A 16,129-nucleotide genomic window follows, 5' to 3' on the forward strand; every position below is an offset into this window, starting at 1 on the left:
CTATTTCGGCGCTGGCCGCTGCAATACCCCCGCGCACAGCGTCGCAATGCACTGCTCGGCCACCTGCTCGGGCGTGTATTCGCCCTCGGGCTGGTACCAGCGGCCAATCCAGCTAAGCGCCCCGGCAATCACGAAAGCGGTCATCTTGGGGTCGCAGGGCGCGATCGACCCTTCTTCCACACCGGCCGCCACCAGGCGGCGAAATTCGTGGTCAATGAGGGACTTGAGCCGCCGCAGCTCGCGCCGGCTCTCGGGGGGCAGTTGCTCGTCACCGACCCGGATCAGGCACATGCCGAAGTCCATGGTGACGATGTGTGCGTAGACCCGCATGCAGGTGAGCAGTTGGTCCACTGCCTGGCCACCCGCGCGGCGCGAGTCCTCGATGCCGACCAGCATCATGTCCAGCCCCTGGCGCACGCAGCCGAGCAGGATTTCGTCCTTGTTCTTCACGTAGTAGTACAGCGTGGGCTTGCTTACGTGCAGCCGCCGGGCAATGTCGTCCAGCGAGGTGGCGTGAAAGCCGCGCTCATTGAAGAGTTGCGCCGCTGCCGCCAGCACCGCCTGTCGCTTGATTTCGCGCTGCTGCTCGCGCTCGGGCGGATTCGCCCAAGGAGAAGCGACAGCGCGCGAACGGTGGGAGGAAGAACTGGGCATATCGGTCTGCTGTGGGGGTAAATCCTGATGCCCGGAGCCGGGCTTCGCACACAAACTCTACTCGTGAGTAAGTAGTTTACGAGCGAGTAACCCTCGCGCGTTCCGCACAAACCCTTAGCCAGGCTTCAATGCAGATTGCCCCTTCCGGCGCAGCCGGTCCCTTGCTGGAAGTCGACGGCCTGACGCTGGCCTTCGGCGGCGTGCGCGCACTGAGCGGCGTGGGCTTTGCCGTGCAGCCCGGCAGCATCACGGCCGTGATCGGCCCCAACGGCGCCGGCAAGACTTCGCTCTTCAACACGATTTCGGGTTTCTACCGACCCAGTGCTGGCTCTGTACGCTTTTGCGGCAAAGACATCACCCGCCTGCCAGCGCCCAGGCGCGCAGCGCTCGGGCTGGGGCGCAGTTTTCAGAACATCGCGCTGTTTCGCGGCATGACGGTGCTCGACAACATCAAGCTCGGCCGACATGCGCACCTCAAGACCAATGTGCTCGACGCGCTGTTCTATATGGGCCGCGCGCGGCGTGAGGAAGCCGAGCTGCGCGCCGACATCGAGGAACGCATCATCGACTTCCTGGAAATCGACCACATCCGCCACGCCAGCGTGGCCGCCTTGCCCTACGGCCTGCAAAAGCGCGTCGAGATGGCGCGGGCCTTGGCCATGCAGCCGCAGATCCTGATGCTGGACGAGCCCGTCGCCGGCATGAACCGCGAAGAGACCGAAGACATGGCGCGCTTCATCCTCGACGTGCGCGCCGAATGGGGCGTGACGGTGCTGATGGTCGAGCACGACATGGGCATGGTGATGGACCTGTCCGACCATGTGGTGGTGCTCAACTTCGGCGAGGTGATCGCCCAGGGGGCTCCCGCCCAGGTGCAGCGCGACCCCGAGGTGGTGCGCGCCTACCTCGGCTCGGGCGACGTGGGCGACCTGCGCCGGCGCTTTCACGGCCCAGCCGCCGGGGAGAAAGTCGCGTGATCGACTGGCTCACCTTGTTCGAAGTCAGCCTCACAGGGCTGGCGAGCGGCGGCCTCTACGCGCTGGCGGCGCTGGCGTTCGTGATGGTCTACAAGGGCACGCGCGTGGTCAACCTGGCGATCGGCGAAATGTTGATGGCCGGCGCCTACCTGTTCTTCACCTTCGCCGCCATGTTCGCGCTGCCGATCTGGCTGGCGATTCCGGCGGCGGTGCTCGCCGCCGGCGTCTTGGGCGGCGTGATCGAGCGCACCATGATTCGCCCCCTGCTGGGCGAGCCGCCGATTTCGGTGTTCATGGTCACCATTGGCCTGGGGTCGGTGCTGGTCGGTCTGGTGGAGGTGATCTGGAGCGCTGACCAGAAACGCCTGCCCGACTTTCTGCCTGACGACCCGATCATGGTGGGCGAAGCCTTTCTTTCGCCCAAGGTGTTCTGGGGCGCGGTGATCGCCGCCGTGTTCATCGCCGCCGTGCTGCTGCTGTTTCGCTTCTGGCGCGGCGGCGTGGCGCTGCGCGCCACCGCCAGCGACCAGGCGGCGGCCTACTCGGTCGGCATCAACGTGCCGCGCGTGTTCTCGCTCTCCTGGGTGGTCGGCGCCATGATTGCGGCGGTCTCCGGGATCATCGTCGGCTCGATTGGCGGCATCTCGTCTGCCATGGGCGTGTTCGGCCTGTCGGTGCTGGTCGTCGTCATCGTCGGCGGTCTGGACAGCGTGCTCGGCGCGCTGGTCGCAGGCCTGCTGATCGGCGTCATCGAGGCGGTTGCGGGCTTTTACCTGGGCGGCGAATACAAGCTGCTCGCCACCTTCATCGTGCTGGTCGCCGTCCTCATGCTGCGCCCCTACGGTCTCTTTGGCACCCACGAAATAGAGAGGCTGTAGATGCGCATTGGAACTCTCAAAGAAACCTACCTGGGCGACGCGGCGCTGTTTGACTCGCGCACGCAAAAGGGCTGGCTCATCGTGCTGGCCGCAGCGCTGGTGCTGTTCCCGTTCTTTGCCGGCAGCTACTGGCTCTACCTGGCCTGCTTGGTCGCGATCAACGTTGCCAGCGCCAGCGGTCTCAACATCCTCACCGGATACACGGGGCTCGTGAGCCTGGGGCAGGCGGCCTTCATGGGGCTGGGCGCCTATACCGTCGCAGTGCTGGAGATTCGGCTGGGCACGCCCTTCCTGCTCAACCTTCTGGCCGGTGGCTTCGTCGCCATGCTCGGCGGCCTGGTGGTGGGCATTCCGTCGCTGCGGGTCAAGGGGCTGTACCTGGCCATCGTCACCATTGCCGCATCGTTCATCGCGCATTTCCTGTTTGCCAATTTCGATCTCACGGGGGGCACCGCGGGGCTTACGGTGCCGCCAGCGCAAATCTTCGGCCTGCAGCTCGACACCTCGTTCAAGCTGTACTGGCTGATCGTGCCGATCACCGCGCTCATGCTGCTCGGCTCGGCCAACCTGTTTCGCACGCGCATCGGCCGCGCCTTTATCGCCATCCGCGACCGCGACATTTCGGCCGAGGTGCTGGGCATTCCGCTGCTGCGCACCAAGCTGCTGTCGTTTGGGCTCTCGTCCTTCTACGCCGGCGTGGCGGGCGGGCTGTTTGCCTACTTCTTTCGCGTGATCACGCCCGAGAGTTTTCCGCTGTCGATGTCGATCTTCTTCCTGGCCGCCATCATCGTCGGCGGCATGGGCACGCAGCTCGGCGCCGTGCTGGGCGCGACCTTCATGACGCTGGTGCCCGAGGCCCTCAAGCTGATCGTCGACATCATGCCCGGCGGGGCTTCGTTCACGGTGTTTCTCTCGCCGGTGCGAACCATCGTATTTGGCCTTTTGATCATCGGATTTCTCGTATTCGAGCCGCAGGGGCTCGCTGAAGTGTGGCGGCGCATTCGCCGCTTTTTCCACCTGTGGCCATTTCGTACTTAAGGTACCTGAAGCACTGGCCACCCCCATGCAAGGAGACACGCACATGACCGACCGCAACTTCAACCCCAACCCATACTCCGCGCGCCGCCGCAGCCTGCTGCTCGCCGCTGGCGCAAGCCTGGCCGCACCGTTTGCCGCGCACGCCCAGGCCGGTGGCGAGGACATCGTCATCGGCGGCTCGATTCCCATGACCGGTGTGTTCGCCTTTGCCGGCATCGGCATCGATGCGGGCATGAAGGACTACGTGAAGATGGTCAACGACGCCGGCGGCATCAAGGGCCGCAAGATCCGCTACGTGCCGGAAGACACCGGCTACAAGGTGGATGTGTCGGTGGCGGCGTTCAAAAAGATCACCAGCCAGAACAAGGTGAACCTTTACTACGGCGACTCGACCGGCTTTGCCAAGACCATCAACTCCGAACTCGACCGCAACGGCAACATCCTGATGGCCGGCGCGTCGTTTGCCACCGAGCTGAACGACCCGAAAAAGTACCCGCACCAGTTCCTGGTCGGCCCCGACTACACCGAGATGTTCGGCATTTTGCTCAATCACATTGCCAAGGAGAAACCGGGTGCCAAGGTCGCTTTCGTGTACTCTGACTCCGAGTTCGGCCGCGACCCGATCGACGAGAGCGAGGCCCTTGCCAAGAAGCTCGGTCTCTCGGTGCCCGTGAAAATCATGACGCCCGCCGGCAGCGTGGACGTCTCCACCGAAGTCATCAAGCTGCGCCGCGCCGCGCCCGACTACACCATCTTCCACGGCTACATCCTGGCGCCCATCCCTGAGTTCATCACCCAGGGCAAGCAGCAGGGCATGAAGAGCAAGTGGATGGGCACCTTCTGGACCATGGACAGCTCCACCGTCATGAAGATGGGCGAGGCCGGCGAAGGCTTCATGGGCGTCATGCCCTACCGCTACTACTACGACACCGAAAAGGCGCCCATGCTGGAGAAAATCCGCGCGCTGCATGCGGACTACCAGAGCACCGCCTACATCCAGGGCTTTCTCGCCGCCATGCTGTTCGTCGAATCGGCCAAGCGCACGCTGGAAGCGGGCAAACCGCTCAATGGCGACAACCTCAAGGCTGCGCTCAATTCGATCAAGGACTTCGATACCGGCGGCCTGATCGGCGTGCCAATCACCATCACGGGCAACTCGATTCCGGTCGGGCGCGTCTACAAGGCCGACATGAAGGCGCAGAAGATGGTGCCGGCGTCCGATTGGATCAAGCTATGAACTCCCCCCTGAGGCGCTGCGCGCCTTCCCCCCTCTCTCGCAACGCTGCGCGCTGCGGGAGGGGGGACGACGCCCTCGCCGCGGGGCGGCCCTTGCTTGGCGTCCGCTGGTGTTGGCCGCGCCAGTTGCCCACGCTGTGCCAAATGCTGCGACTGCGGGCAGCGCTCTGAGGCCCCTTGAGCCAGACACCATGACCCAACCCGCCCCCGACAACGTCCTCGAAATCAACAACATCGAGGTCGTCTACAACAAGGTCGTGCAGGCGCTGCGCGGGCTCTCGCTCGTGGTGCCGCGCGGGCAGATCGTGGCGCTCTTGGGCAGCAATGGCGCGGGCAAATCGACCACGCTCAAGGCGGTGTCGGGTTTGCTGGCGCTTGAGCGCGGCGAGGTGGAAAGCGGCAGCATCGTCTTCAAAGGCGCGCCCACGGCCGGGCGTACGCCGCACGCGCTGGTGCGCGCCGGCCTGTTCCATGTGATGGAAGGGCGCCGCGTGTTTGAGGACCTTACGGTGGAAGAAAACCTGGTGGCTGCCACCTACGCCCTGACAGGCCGCAAGGGCGCGGGTGGCGCCAAGGCCGATTTCGATACCGTCTACGAATACTTTCCCCGCCTGCACGAACGGCGCAAAGGCTTGGCGGGGTATCTGTCGGGCGGCGAACAGCAGATGCTGGCGATTGGCCGCGCGCTAATTGCTGCGCCGGGGCTGATCTTGCTGGACGAACCCTCGCTGGGTCTGTCCCCCAAGCTGGTGGAGGACATCTTCGGCATCATCGCCCGCATCAATGCCGAGCGCGGCACCTCCATGCTGCTGGTGGAGCAAAACGCCACCGTCGCGCTGGCCGTGGCGCACACCGGCTACATCATGGAAAACGGCAAGATCGTGATCGACGGCCCGGCCGAGCGCCTGGCCAGCGACCCCGACGTGCGCGAGTTTTACCTGGGCATGGGCGGCGAGGGCGATGGCGCCAAGAGCTTCAAGAACATCAAGCACTACAAGCGCAGAAAAAGGTGGTTGTCGTGAGAGAACTCCCCCCTGAGGCGCTGCGCGCCTTCCCCCCTCTCTCGCCTCGCTGCGCGATGCGGGAAGGGGGACGCCGCCAGTGCTGCGGGGCGGCCCTTGCGCGGCGGCCCTGGCTTGGTGCAGTGCCGGTGCATACGCCGCGCCACTTTTGAGTACCGAGATTGAAATGCACGATACCCCGGCCCTGCCTTCGCTGACCTTGCCGCAAATGCTGCGCGAACGCGCCAAGAGCGACGCGGCGCGCGTGGCCATTCGCCAAAAGGACTTCGGCATCTGGAAGCCCTTTACCTGGGCCGACTACCACCGCCGCGCGAGCGCCTTTGGGTTGGGCCTGTCTGCGCTGGGCGTGCCCACGGGCGGCCATGTGGGTGTGCTGTCGGAAAACCGCGTCGAATGGGTGCTGGCGCAAATGGGTGCCGGCCTGATCGGCGTGGTCACCGTCGGCGTTTACCCGACCAGCCCGAGCAGCGAAGTGGCCTATGTGGTCGGCCATGCCGACATTTCCGTCATGGTCTGCGAAGACCAGGAGCAGACCGACAAGCTGCTCGAAGCACGCGCCAGCCTGCCGGCGCTCACCAAGATTGTCGTCATCGAAACCAAGGGCCTGCGCAGCTTCACCGAAGAGGAGCGCGAGCTCATCACCACCTTTGCCGAGGTCGAGCGCCTGGGCGCGCAATCGGGCCAACAGTCCACCATCGACACGGCTCTGGCCGCGCAGACGCTGGACGACATCGGCCTCATCATCTACACCTCGGGCTCGACCGGAAAACCCAAGGGCGCCATGCTGTCGTGGCGCAACATTCGCGGCGTGGTGCCAGGCATTGTGGAGCGCCTGCGCCTGACGCGCGAGTCCAGCCACCTGTCGTACCTGCCGCTGTGCCACGTGGCCGAGCAGATGCTCACCAGCTTTGTTCCGGCCTACCTGGGCTCGCAGGTGAACTTCGGCGAATCGATTCGCACCGTGCAGGAAGACCTGCGCGAGGTGGCGCCCAGCATCTTCCTCGGCGTGCCGCGCATCTGGGAAAAGATGTACGCCACGCTCAGCATCAAGCGCCAGGAAGCAGGCGGCCTGCGCGGCGCGCTGTTTGACCGGGCTCTGGCCGCCTGCGCGCCGCTGGCCGACAAGCCGCGCGCCGACTGGAGCCTGGCTGAGCGCGCGCGCTTTGCCTGGCATTACTGGCTGGTGTTTCGCGCGCTGCAGAACTTTTGCGGCCTGCGCCGCGCGCAGGTTGCGCTCACCGGCGCGGCACCGATTCCACCCGATGTGGTGCGCTTCTTTCGCGTCATCGGCGTGCCGCTGATCGAGGTCTATGGCCTGACCGAATCGAGCGGCATGGTCACTGGACACCCGATCGACCGCGTCGTCATCGGCACGGTCGGCACGCCCACGGTGGGCGTCGAGCACCGCATTGGCGATCAAGGCGAACTGCAGCTGCGCGGTGACATGGTGTTTGCCGGCTACTACAAAAACCCCGAGGCCACGGCCGAATCGATTCAGGACGGCTGGCTGCACACCGGCGACGTGGTGCGCGAGGAATCGGGCCAGCTCAAGATCGTCGACCGCCTGAAGGACATCATGATCACCGCCGGCGGCAAGAACCTGACGCCGTCCGAGATCGAGAACACCATGAAGGCCAGCCCTTTCATCAAGGAGTGCATCGTGGTGGCCGACCAGCGCCGCTTCGTCTCTGCCCTGGTGATGATCGACTTTGACACCGTGGCGCAGTGGGCGCAGGCCCAGCGCATTGCGTTCACGCACTTTCGCTCGCTGGTCGAATTGCCCGAGGTGCGCGCGCTGGTCGAGCACGAGGTTGCGCGCGGCAACGCCAAGCTGGCGCAGGTGTCGCAGATCCGCAAGTTCCACCTGCTGACCAAGGAGCTCGACCACGACGACGGCGAAGTCACCGCCACCATGAAGGTGCGGCGATCGAGTATCTACAAGGCCTATGCGGATGAAATCGAGGCCTTGTACGCATGATGCAGATTTGGGATTAAATAGGCCTTCAGCGCACTGAATACGGGCGCAATCAGCTATATATTTAGGAGTATTTTTGCCCAACGCCACTTCTGTTGCAGCAGACACGCCCCTGCAAGTCACGCGCGAAGGCGCTGTTGCCACGCTGCGCTTCTCGCGCCCGCAGGCCATGAACGCCATCGACGTGCCGATGGCGCAGGCGCTGCTCAGCACCGTGCAAACGCTGGCCGCCGACCCCAGCGTGCGCGCCGTGGTGCTGTGCGGCGCCGGCAAGGCCTTCATGGCCGGAGGCGATCTGGCGACGCTGCGCGCCGACCCGGTGCAGGGTGCGGCTGATCTGCTCGGGCCGCTCAACGCCGCCGTGCAGGTGCTCGCCAACATGAACGCGCCTGTGATCGCCAAAGTCCACGGCGCGGCCGCCGGCGCAGGCCTGGCGCTGATGCTGCAGGCCGACTTTGTCATCGCCGCTGAAGGCACACGCTTCAACCTCGCCTACATCAACCTGGGTACCAGTTGCGACGTCGGCGCCTCCTGGGCCCTGCCGCGTCTGGTCGGCCTGCGCCATGCGCTCGAAATTGCACTGCTGGGCGATACGCTCACCACGTCCGACGCGCTGCGCCTGGGCCTGGTCAACCGCGTGGTTCCGGCGCAGCACCTCGATGAAGCCTCGGCCACCCTCGTCGACCGCCTGGCCAACGGCCCCACGCTGGCCTACGGCGCCATGAAACGGCTGATGCGCGCCTCGTTTGACCGCGATCTGGACACCCAGCTCATTGCCGAGACGGCCGCCTTTGCCGGCTGCGCCGCGACCCAGGACATGCGCGCGGGGATTGAAGCGTTTTTTGCCAAGCAACCCGCGCGCTTCGAAGGACGCTGACGTAGCGCGCCCCATGGCGCTTCCCATGGGCGGGGATGGGCTCGCGTATTCGCTGAGCGCGGCGCCTGCATCCGGGGAACAATCCGGCCATGACAACCCCGCCGCCACCCAACCCCGACTCTGACACCGAGCCAGCGCCGAGCCAGGCACCGCATCCCCTGGAGCGAAGCCGATTCGGCGGCACGGGGCAGCGACCTGAGCGCGCGGCAAGCGACAACGCGCCGTTCTCCCGAAGCGATCTCAGCAAGGGCAAGGAGGAATTGCTTGAGCACCCTGCGGTGCGCATCAGCTGGCGGGTGCTCATAGGCGCCTCGGTGGTGATTCTCGCCTTCTCACTCTGGGCCATCGCCCTCCCAGAGGGTGCTCGCACCACGATGAAAGCCGTGGTTGACTGGATTGCGACCAACCTCGGGTGGTACTACGTCCTGACGATGGCGCTGGTCATTGGCTTTGTGGTCTGGGTCGCCATTTCCAAGGAAGGCGACGTTCGGCTCGGCCCGGACGATTCTCGGCCACAGTACAAGCTAGGCACCTGGGTGGCCATGCTGTTTGCTGCCGGGGTCGGAATCGACTTGCTTTTCTTTTCGGTCACCGGCCCCGTGGTGCAGTACCTGCATCCACCTTCGGGCGCCGGAGGGTCAGCCGCTGCCATGCAGGACGCGGTCGTCTGGACCATGTTCCATTACGGCATTGCCGGCTGGTCGGTGTATGCGCTGCTGGGCATGGCCATGGGCTACTTCGCCTACCGCTGGGGAATGCCTCTGTCGATCCGGGCGGCACTCTACCCCTTGCTGGGCAAGCGCGTGCGCGGGCCACTGGGCGACGGCATCAGCGCCATTGCCTTGGTCGGCACCGTGTTCGGCGTCGCCACGTCCATGGGTATTGGCGTGGTGCTGCTGGGCGTCGGTTTTTCGCTCATCTTCGGCCTGGAGCAAGGCCTCACGCTGCAGATCGCATTGGTGATCGGCGCCGTGGTACTGACCATCGCCGCGACCACGTCGGGCGTGGACCGTGGAATCCGCTGGATTTCCGAGCTCAACCTGTGGAGCGCCGTGGCCATGATGGTCTACATCCTCGCCACGGGGCAGACGGCCTTTCTCTTGAATGCGCTGGTGGAAAACATCGGTCAGTTCCTTGTCACACTCCCGGCCCGCACGCTGCAGACCTTTGCCTACGAGCCGGGCAGCAGCGACTGGATGGGAAGCTGGACCCTGTTTTTTTGGGCCTTCTGGCTGGCTTGGGGCCCGTTCGTCGGCGTCTTCCTGGCACGCATTTCGCGCGGGCGCACATTGCGCGAGTTCGTGATCGCCGCAATCACCGCGCCCGTGCTGTGCGACTTCATCATCGTTTCATTTTTCGGCAACTCCGCCCTGTACGAAGTGCTGCAAGGCAACACGGCATTCGCGGAACTGGCCGTGCAAAGCCCGGAGCAGGGCTGGTATGCCTTGCTGGCCATGTTTCCGGGCGCGATGTTTCTGATCGGCCTGGCGACCTTTTCGGGCTTGTTGTTCTACCTCACCAGCGCCAACTCGGGCGCCATGGTGATGTCGAACTTCTCCGCCTCCATTCCGGACCCATCGCAAGACGGACCGAAATGGCTGCGCATCTTCTGGGCCCTGCTCACCGCCCTGCTCACCGTGGCCATGCTGCTGGCCGGCGGCGTGGTCACCATGGAGTACGCGACGCTGATCTTCGCGTTGCCGGTCACTGTGATTGCGTATTTGGTGATGGCGTCGTTCTACAAGGCGCTGCGCATGGAGCGCGCCGAGCGCGAAGGCCAGGTGCTTCGCCGGCCGTCCCTCGCACCCAGCGGCGGTCAAGTGCCTGAGCGATCCTGGAAGCAGCGGCTGGGGCAACTGCTCACCTTCCCGTCACAGCGCGAGGCAACACAGTTTCTCGAACGCACAGTCCGCCCGGCGCTGGATGATGTGGCCGCCGAATTTCGCAACCAGGGCTACGAGGTCGAACGTGGCACGGTGAGCAGCGCCAGCGGCATGGAGGGGCCGCTGTTGCATGTATCGATGCAGGCACTGCGCCCTTTTGACTACCAGGTCGCCCTTGTCCAAGCACCCGTCCCCACATTCAGCGGCAAGATGGCGCGCGACACCGATGTCTATTACCGACTCGAAGTCGTCACGCAGGCCGGCTCAGGCGGCTACGACCTGATGGGCCTGACCAAGCGGCAGGTGATTGACGACGTGCTTGAGCGCTACGAAGCCCATCTGGCCTCGCTTGCGACTGCCAGCGAACCCCGCCCCGCATCCGCGTCTCGCTAGTTTCGGTGCGCAGAAGCTTCGGTAAATATGGCCTCCAGCGCTTATGTACAAAGCGTAATAAGCTGCATTATTGATAGCAAAAGGTGATCGTGATGGAATCTGCCACCTCCCACAGCTGGTTCTTCTGGGCGGCGCTGTCCGCAGTGTTTGCGGCGCTCACCGCCATCTTTGCCAAGGTGGGCATCCAGGGCGTGGACTCGGATCTGGCTACGCTGGTGCGCACCGTCATCATCGTATTCGTGCTCACAGCCTTTGTCTGGGGCGCCGGCAAGTGGAGCAATCCGCTGCAACTGCCCGGCAAGACCTGGGTTTTTCTCACGCTCTCGGCCCTGGCCACCGGGGCCTCCTGGGTCTGCTACTTCCGCGCACTGCAGATCGGCGAAGCCTCGCAGGTGGCGCCGGTGGACAAGTTCAGCCTGGTGCTGGTGGCAGTATTTGCCTTTGTGTTCCTGGGCGAGCGCCCGTCCGGCACAGGCTGGCTGGGCATCGCACTGGTGGCGGCCGGGGTTGTGGTGCTGGCGCTGCGCCGCTAGTGCCTGTTGACACTATGCAAGGGGATCGCGTTGTCTCGCAAAGGGGCTGTATGCAAGGCGCAGGTGCGCAGCAAGGCTGGTGCCTTGCAAGCGCGGGCAACGCCGCAGACGGCCCCTTTGCGAGGCAACCCGAAGGGAAGGCCATCAGAGCCCGCCCCTCGGCGTTGCGCTCCTTGAGCGTGCGGACGCACGCACTGCGTCGCGCGCCTTGATGGGCAGGTTTTGATGACCTTCGCGACCCCTTGCATAGTGTCAACAGGCCCTAGCCGCGTTCAGCCACGGAGACCGGCGCACGCATCTCTATAATTCGCGCTTCCCTTGGGGAGTAGCCGGCTTTCGACCTCGAAAGCGCCTGCGTCAACATACTCAGCCTGCTCTGCACGCTGTGGCGCAGGCATCCAGTGTGCTGGTTGGCGAGACCATGGGCGCATCCGCGCGACAGTCGTCGGGCCGTGGGGATGCGCCTTTGCGTTCGCCCGACCCGAGCCACGATTCCCATGAATCCCTTTTCGATTGCCCTGCTGTCCCTGGCCATGTCCACCGACGCCTTTGCCGCTGCCGTGGGCAAAGGCATGGCACTCGAACGCCCCCACTGGGGCGAGGCGCTGCGCACCGGGGCAATCTTTGGCGCCATTGAAGGCACCACGCCACTGATCGGCTGGGCCTTGGGCCTTGCCGCAGCCGACTACGTGAAAGCCTGGGACCACTGGATTGCCTTCGTCCTGCTGCTGGGTCTGGGCGGGCACATGGTGATCAATGGCCTCCAACCACCCGAATCACAGGCAGGCGACAAACCTTCGCGCCATGGCTTCTGGCCGCTGGCACTGACCGGTTTTGCCACCAGCGTGGACGCCATGGTGGTGGGCGTGGGCCTGGCGTTTCTGGACGTGCCCATCCTCCCCGTCGCCCTTGCCATCGGCTGCACCACGTTGGTGGCCGTCACGCTGGGCGTGATGGCCGGGCGCGTACTCGGACGCGCGGCGGGCAGGCGCGCCGAAATCATGGGTGGCCTGGTGCTCGCCGGCATCGGCGCCGCCATCCTCTTCGAACACCTGCGCGCCGGCTAAGGACGAATCTCAGCGCCTGCTGGCTTACAGCGACAAGATCGACACCGTCTTGGTCAGCAGGTAGGCCTCCAGCGCCTCGGGGCCACCCTCGGAACCGTAACCCGAATCCTTGACGCCGCCAAACGGCATTTCAGCCGACGTGGCCGCACCCTGGTTGATCCACAGCATGCCGACCTCGATCCGGCTGGCCAGCTGCTGGGCGGTTTTGATCGACTGGGTGAACGCGTAACTCGCCAGGCCATAGGGCAGGCGATTGGCTTCGGCAATCGCCTCGTCCAGGCTGTCAAAGCCACGGATCGCAGCGACCGGACCAAAGGGCTCGTGGTTGAACACGCTGGCGTCCAGCGACACGCCGCCGAGCACCGTAGGCGCGAAGAAGTTGCCCTCCCCCGCCAGACGCTTGCCGCCGGTGAGCACGTCTGCGCCTGCCTTTTCTGCATCCCGCACCAGATCGTCCATGGCGGTCATGCGGCGCGGGTTGGCCAGCGGCCCCATGCGGGTCTCTGCATCCAGGCCATCGCCTACCTTGAGTTGCTCGGCGTACTGCACCATGCCGTCGGTAAAGGCCTGGCGCACGCTGTTGTGCACCAGAAAGCGCGTCGGCGAGATGCAGACCTGGCCCGCGTTCCTGAACTTGGCGCCGGCCATGGCCTTTACGGCGGCCGCCACGTCGGCATCTTCGGCCACGATGACAGGCGCGTGGCCACCCAGCTCCATGGTGGCGCGCTTCATGTGCTGGCCGGCCAGCGCGGCAAGCTGCTTGCCCACCGCTGTGGAGCCGGTAAAGGTGATCTTGCGAATCACCGGATGCGCAATCAGGTACGAAGAAATCTCTGCCGGGTCGCCGTACACCAGACCCACCGTGCCGGGCGGCACGCCGGCGTCCACAAAAGCCTGCAGCAGCGCCGCCGGCGAAGCCGGGGTTTCCTCCGGCGCCTTCACCAGGAAGGAGCAGCCGGTGGCCAGCGCCGCGCCCAGCTTGCGCACGATCTGGTTGATCGGGAAGTTCCAGGGCGTGAAGGCCGCTACCGGGCCCACCGGCTCCTTGAGCACCATCTGCTGCATGTCCGGGCGGCGCGCCGGCACGATGCGGCCGTAAACGCGCATGCCTTCGTCGGCAAACCACTCCAGGATGTCGGCGCCCGCCAGCACTTCGCCCCGTGCCTCGGCAAGCGGCTTGCCTTGCTCCTGCGTCATCAGCCGGGCGATGGCGTCGGCGCGCTCACGCACCAGGCCGGCGGCCTTGCGCATGGTCTGCGCGCGCTCGAAAGCGGGCGTGGCGCGCCAGGCCTCAAAACCGCGCTGGGCCGCTTCGAGCGCCCGGTCCAGATCGGCCTTGCCGGCATGCGCCACCTGGGCCATGACGGCACCGGTGGCAGGGTTGACGACGTCGATGCGCTTGCCGCTCTGGGCCTCCTGCCACTGGTTGGCGATCAGCAGCTGCGTGCTGGGGTAAGAGGTCGTGGAGACAGGGGTGTTCATGGCTTTCCTCAGCAAAAACGGAATAGGGGAGTGGCGCCGGGCAACTGGGCGCAGATGCGATCCATTGTGCCCAGAGCTGCACTGCGACGCCCAGCCAGCGTGCTTCAGCCCCTGCGCCGGCAGGGGTGGCAAGGTGGCTCAGAACGGTGCGTTGTCGGGGTCGGTATCGACCGGCGCTGCCGCCGGGCCGGTCACGCTGCCCGAGACGGACGCAGGGACCGGTGCAACTGCGGGCATAGATGCGGGCGCCGCAACGCCCGGCTGCGCTTCGCCTCCCAGCGCCTCCAGCAGATCGGGCAGCAGGCGCGCAAGCTCGCCAGTGGCAATCGCCACATCGGTATCAAACCCGCCGTCGTCGGCGGCTTTGTCCTCGAACACGGTGCCCAGAAACGCCAGTTTCTTGATCTGCAGGCCTTCGGTCAGCATGAAAGAGACCCGTTCGTCCCAGGTCAGCGCCAGCTTCGTCGGCAGCTTGCCGGCGGCAATGTGGGCCTGCACTTCCTCGATGTCGAGCGGGTGGCGGGCGTAGCGCACCACGGCCTTGGCCTCGTCCGCCGCCTTGAGCTCGCATTCGCGGTCCACACTGAACCCGGCGGGCGGCTCCTGCTTAGCCAGCCAATGCGCCATGGCGGCCTGCGGGCTGGTGTGGGTGTGCACCAAGGCCAGCGCAAAGCCGGGCAGCGCTTCGGTCAGCAGCGTGACCACTTCGTCGGCGCGCGCCTGGCTGCCGGTATCGAGCACCAGGGTGCGCGCGGCCTGGTCGATCCAGACCCACATCGAGCCCTGCTTGGTGAAGGCCATGGGCAGCAGGTCCAGCAGCGCTTCGTCCTTGAGCTCGCGGCTTTCCTTCTTGCCCGGCTTGCGACCGGTTTCCTTCTCGATGCGCTCGGCCTTCTCCTTTACGCGGCGCGCCACCACGGAGCCTGGCACCACCTTGGCCTCGGCCATGAAGCGCAGGATCCATTGGCCTGCCACCGATTCGGCCAGCAGGCCGTGCGCGTCGCCACGGGGCGGCACCCAGCCGGTGGAGCGCTCCTGCGTGGCGCCACATTCCAGAAATGGCGTGCGCGCCAGCGCTTCTTCCAGTTGGGTGAGATCGCATTGCCATTCAGACGCAATGCGGTAGACGATCAGATTCTTGAACAAAAGCAAATCCTTTGGTGACAAGGGCGCAGCGCGCCAGCGAGGGCATGGCGCGCCGAGAGAGGGAAAAGAAGGATTGTCGCGCGCGGCAAACGAAGAGCCGGTCGCCTTTTATCAAAATCAATAGCTAAAACATCAAACGGGATAAGCGCTAGAGGCCATTTTCATTCAAATTCATGGATCGTTCGACGCCACGAAACTCCAAGAAACTTTACACAGCCTCACGCCCCGCGCATGGCGCACTTACACGGCGGCGCAACACTGGACCTCAACGCTGGCACCGTGCTGGCGCCCTTGCAACCTCCTCGAAAGGATTCTTCATGACCTCCTCGTTCACCCGCCGCCTCCTCGCCGCTGCCGCCTGCGCCGCTCTGGCCCTGCCGGTTCTGGCCCAAACCGCCCCTGCTGCACCCACCGGGAACAGCGACGCCCCCACCGCCCAGATGCAAAAGCGCTCGGACCACCGAGCCGATCGCCAGGCCCAGCGCACGCAGTGGAAGGAAAAACGCGCCGAGCGTCAGGCCCAGCGCCTGACGCAACTCAAAACGCAACTGGCCCTCACCCCCGCACAAGAGCCCGCCTGGACGAGCTTCACCCAGGCGATGCAGCTGCGCGGCGACTTTGCCCGTCTGGACCGCGATTCCATGCAAAAGCTCACCACCCCCGAACGCATCGATCGCATGCGCGCCCAGCGCGCCCAGCGGGACGCCGCCATGGATGCGCGCGGCGACGCCGTCAAAGCCTTTTATGCCCAACTCCAGCCCGAGCAGCAACAAACCTTTGATCGCCAGAACCATCGCATGGGCGCTGACCACAAAAACCGCGGGCACGGGCGCCATGGCCACGGACACATGGGCCAGCGCAGCGGCCAAGCCGGGTGAGCCCCGGCCGAGAGTTTCAATATGTCTGATGGCGTGACGATTCGATTCCTGCCTACAAACTGCGTCTGGATACGGCGCTAGTCTCAGGGC

General features: G+C 65.2%; 14 protein-coding genes and 1 riboswitch. Of the genes, 11 read left to right on the forward strand and 3 right to left on the reverse strand.

The genetic code is table 11. From position 1 onward, the window contains the following. The gene (locus C6571_RS07330) at positions 1-654 is read right to left on the reverse strand and encodes a TetR/AcrR family transcriptional regulator (protein WP_106446102.1); all 654 of its coding nucleotides are present in this window, start codon (positions 652-654) and stop codon (positions 1-3) included. 128 nt (positions 655-782) lie between these two features. On the opposite strand from C6571_RS07330, the gene C6571_RS07335 reads away from it, so the two are divergent. The 10 genes from C6571_RS07335 to mntP all read left to right on the forward strand — a co-directional run bounded on the left by C6571_RS07335 (position 783) and on the right by mntP (position 12,533). Further along, positions 783-1,631: an ABC transporter ATP-binding protein gene (locus C6571_RS07335; protein ID WP_106446103.1), complete on the forward strand. Its 849-nt coding sequence runs from the start codon at positions 783-785 to the stop codon at positions 1,629-1,631. Beyond that, the gene (locus tag C6571_RS07340; RefSeq protein ID WP_211300737.1) at positions 1,631-2,509 is read left to right on the forward strand and encodes a branched-chain amino acid ABC transporter permease; all 879 of its coding nucleotides are present in this window, start codon (positions 1,631-1,633) and stop codon (positions 2,507-2,509) included. Before C6571_RS07335 ends, C6571_RS07340 begins: the two co-directional genes overlap by 1 nt. Further along, a complete protein-coding gene (locus C6571_RS07345; RefSeq protein ID WP_106446105.1) occupies positions 2,510-3,547 on the forward strand; it encodes a branched-chain amino acid ABC transporter permease in 1,038 nt (345 codons plus the stop codon). A gap of 43 nt (positions 3,548-3,590) precedes the next feature. Next, positions 3,591-4,784 (forward strand): ABC transporter substrate-binding protein, encoded by a 1,194-nt coding sequence (locus C6571_RS07350; RefSeq protein ID WP_106448101.1) that lies wholly within the window; start codon positions 3,591-3,593, stop codon positions 4,782-4,784. A gap of 190 nt (positions 4,785-4,974) precedes the next feature. Continuing rightward, on the forward strand, positions 4,975-5,805 hold the full coding sequence (locus C6571_RS07355) for an ABC transporter ATP-binding protein (protein ID WP_106446106.1): 831 nt from the start codon (positions 4,975-4,977) through the stop codon (positions 5,803-5,805). 166 nt (positions 5,806-5,971) lie between these two features. Then, positions 5,972-7,783, forward strand: a complete 1,812-nt coding sequence (locus C6571_RS07365) for an AMP-dependent synthetase/ligase (RefSeq protein ID WP_106446107.1) — start codon at positions 5,972-5,974, stop codon at positions 7,781-7,783. 73 nt (positions 7,784-7,856) lie between these two features. Then, a complete protein-coding gene (locus C6571_RS07370) occupies positions 7,857-8,657 on the forward strand; it encodes an enoyl-CoA hydratase/isomerase family protein (protein WP_245901450.1) in 801 nt (266 codons plus the stop codon). 89 nt (positions 8,658-8,746) lie between these two features. Beyond that, entirely contained in the window at positions 8,747-10,933 is a 2,187-nt protein-coding gene (betT, locus tag C6571_RS07375) for a choline BCCT transporter BetT (RefSeq protein ID WP_106446108.1), read from the forward strand. Between the two features lie 92 nt (positions 10,934-11,025). Then, entirely contained in the window at positions 11,026-11,466 is a 441-nt protein-coding gene (locus C6571_RS07380) for an EamA family transporter (protein ID WP_106446109.1), read from the forward strand. Between the two features lie 315 nt (positions 11,467-11,781). Beyond that, positions 11,782-11,951: riboswitch (yybP-ykoY riboswitch) on the forward strand. A gap of 12 nt (positions 11,952-11,963) precedes the next feature. After that, a complete protein-coding gene (gene mntP / locus C6571_RS07385) occupies positions 11,964-12,533 on the forward strand; it encodes a manganese efflux pump MntP (RefSeq protein ID WP_106446110.1) in 570 nt (189 codons plus the stop codon). Positions 12,534-12,557: 24 nt separating this feature from the next. On the opposite strand, the gene C6571_RS07390 is transcribed toward mntP, so the two are convergent. Beyond that, complete coding sequence (locus C6571_RS07390; RefSeq protein WP_106446111.1) at positions 12,558-14,015, reverse strand: NAD-dependent succinate-semialdehyde dehydrogenase; 1,458 nt, start codon at positions 14,013-14,015, stop codon at positions 12,558-12,560. Between the two features lie 138 nt (positions 14,016-14,153). Then, positions 14,154-15,161, reverse strand: a complete 1,008-nt coding sequence (locus C6571_RS07395) for a recombination-associated protein RdgC (protein WP_106446112.1) — start codon at positions 15,159-15,161, stop codon at positions 14,154-14,156. A gap of 317 nt (positions 15,162-15,478) precedes the next feature. On the opposite strand from C6571_RS07395, the gene C6571_RS07400 reads away from it, so the two are divergent. Beyond that, positions 15,479-16,039 (forward strand): Spy/CpxP family protein refolding chaperone, encoded by a 561-nt coding sequence (locus C6571_RS07400; RefSeq protein ID WP_106446113.1) that lies wholly within the window; start codon positions 15,479-15,481, stop codon positions 16,037-16,039. The last annotated feature ends 90 nt before the right edge of the window (positions 16,040-16,129 follow it).

Origin of the sequence: Simplicispira suum (genome assembly GCF_003008595.1) — a bacterium.
Lineage (GTDB): Bacteria > Pseudomonadota > Gammaproteobacteria > Burkholderiales > Burkholderiaceae_C > Simplicispira > Simplicispira suum.

Excerpts from the sequence above, each read along its gene's own strand:
- C6571_RS07330 (WP_106446102.1), bottom strand. The coding sequence starts at position 654 with ATGCCCAGTTCTTCCTCCCACCGTTCGCGCGCTGTCGCTTCTCCTTGG.
- betT (WP_106446108.1), top strand. The coding sequence starts at position 8,747 with ATGACAACCCCGCCGCCACCCAACCCCGACTCTGACACCGAGCCAGCG.
- C6571_RS07380 (WP_106446109.1), top strand. The coding sequence starts at position 11,026 with ATGGAATCTGCCACCTCCCACAGCTGGTTCTTCTGGGCGGCGCTGTCC.
- mntP (WP_106446110.1), top strand. The coding sequence starts at position 11,964 with ATGAATCCCTTTTCGATTGCCCTGCTGTCCCTGGCCATGTCCACCGAC.
- C6571_RS07350 (WP_106448101.1), top strand. The coding sequence starts at position 3,591 with ATGACCGACCGCAACTTCAACCCCAACCCATACTCCGCGCGCCGCCGC.
- C6571_RS07400 (WP_106446113.1), top strand. The coding sequence starts at position 15,479 with ATGACCTCCTCGTTCACCCGCCGCCTCCTCGCCGCTGCCGCCTGCGCC.
- C6571_RS07365 (WP_106446107.1), top strand. The coding sequence starts at position 5,972 with ATGCACGATACCCCGGCCCTGCCTTCGCTGACCTTGCCGCAAATGCTG.
- C6571_RS07345 (WP_106446105.1), top strand. The coding sequence starts at position 2,510 with ATGCGCATTGGAACTCTCAAAGAAACCTACCTGGGCGACGCGGCGCTG.
- C6571_RS07390 (WP_106446111.1), bottom strand. The coding sequence starts at position 14,015 with ATGAACACCCCTGTCTCCACGACCTCTTACCCCAGCACGCAGCTGCTG.
- C6571_RS07355 (WP_106446106.1), top strand. The coding sequence starts at position 4,975 with ATGACCCAACCCGCCCCCGACAACGTCCTCGAAATCAACAACATCGAG.
- C6571_RS07335 (WP_106446103.1), top strand. The coding sequence starts at position 783 with ATGCAGATTGCCCCTTCCGGCGCAGCCGGTCCCTTGCTGGAAGTCGAC.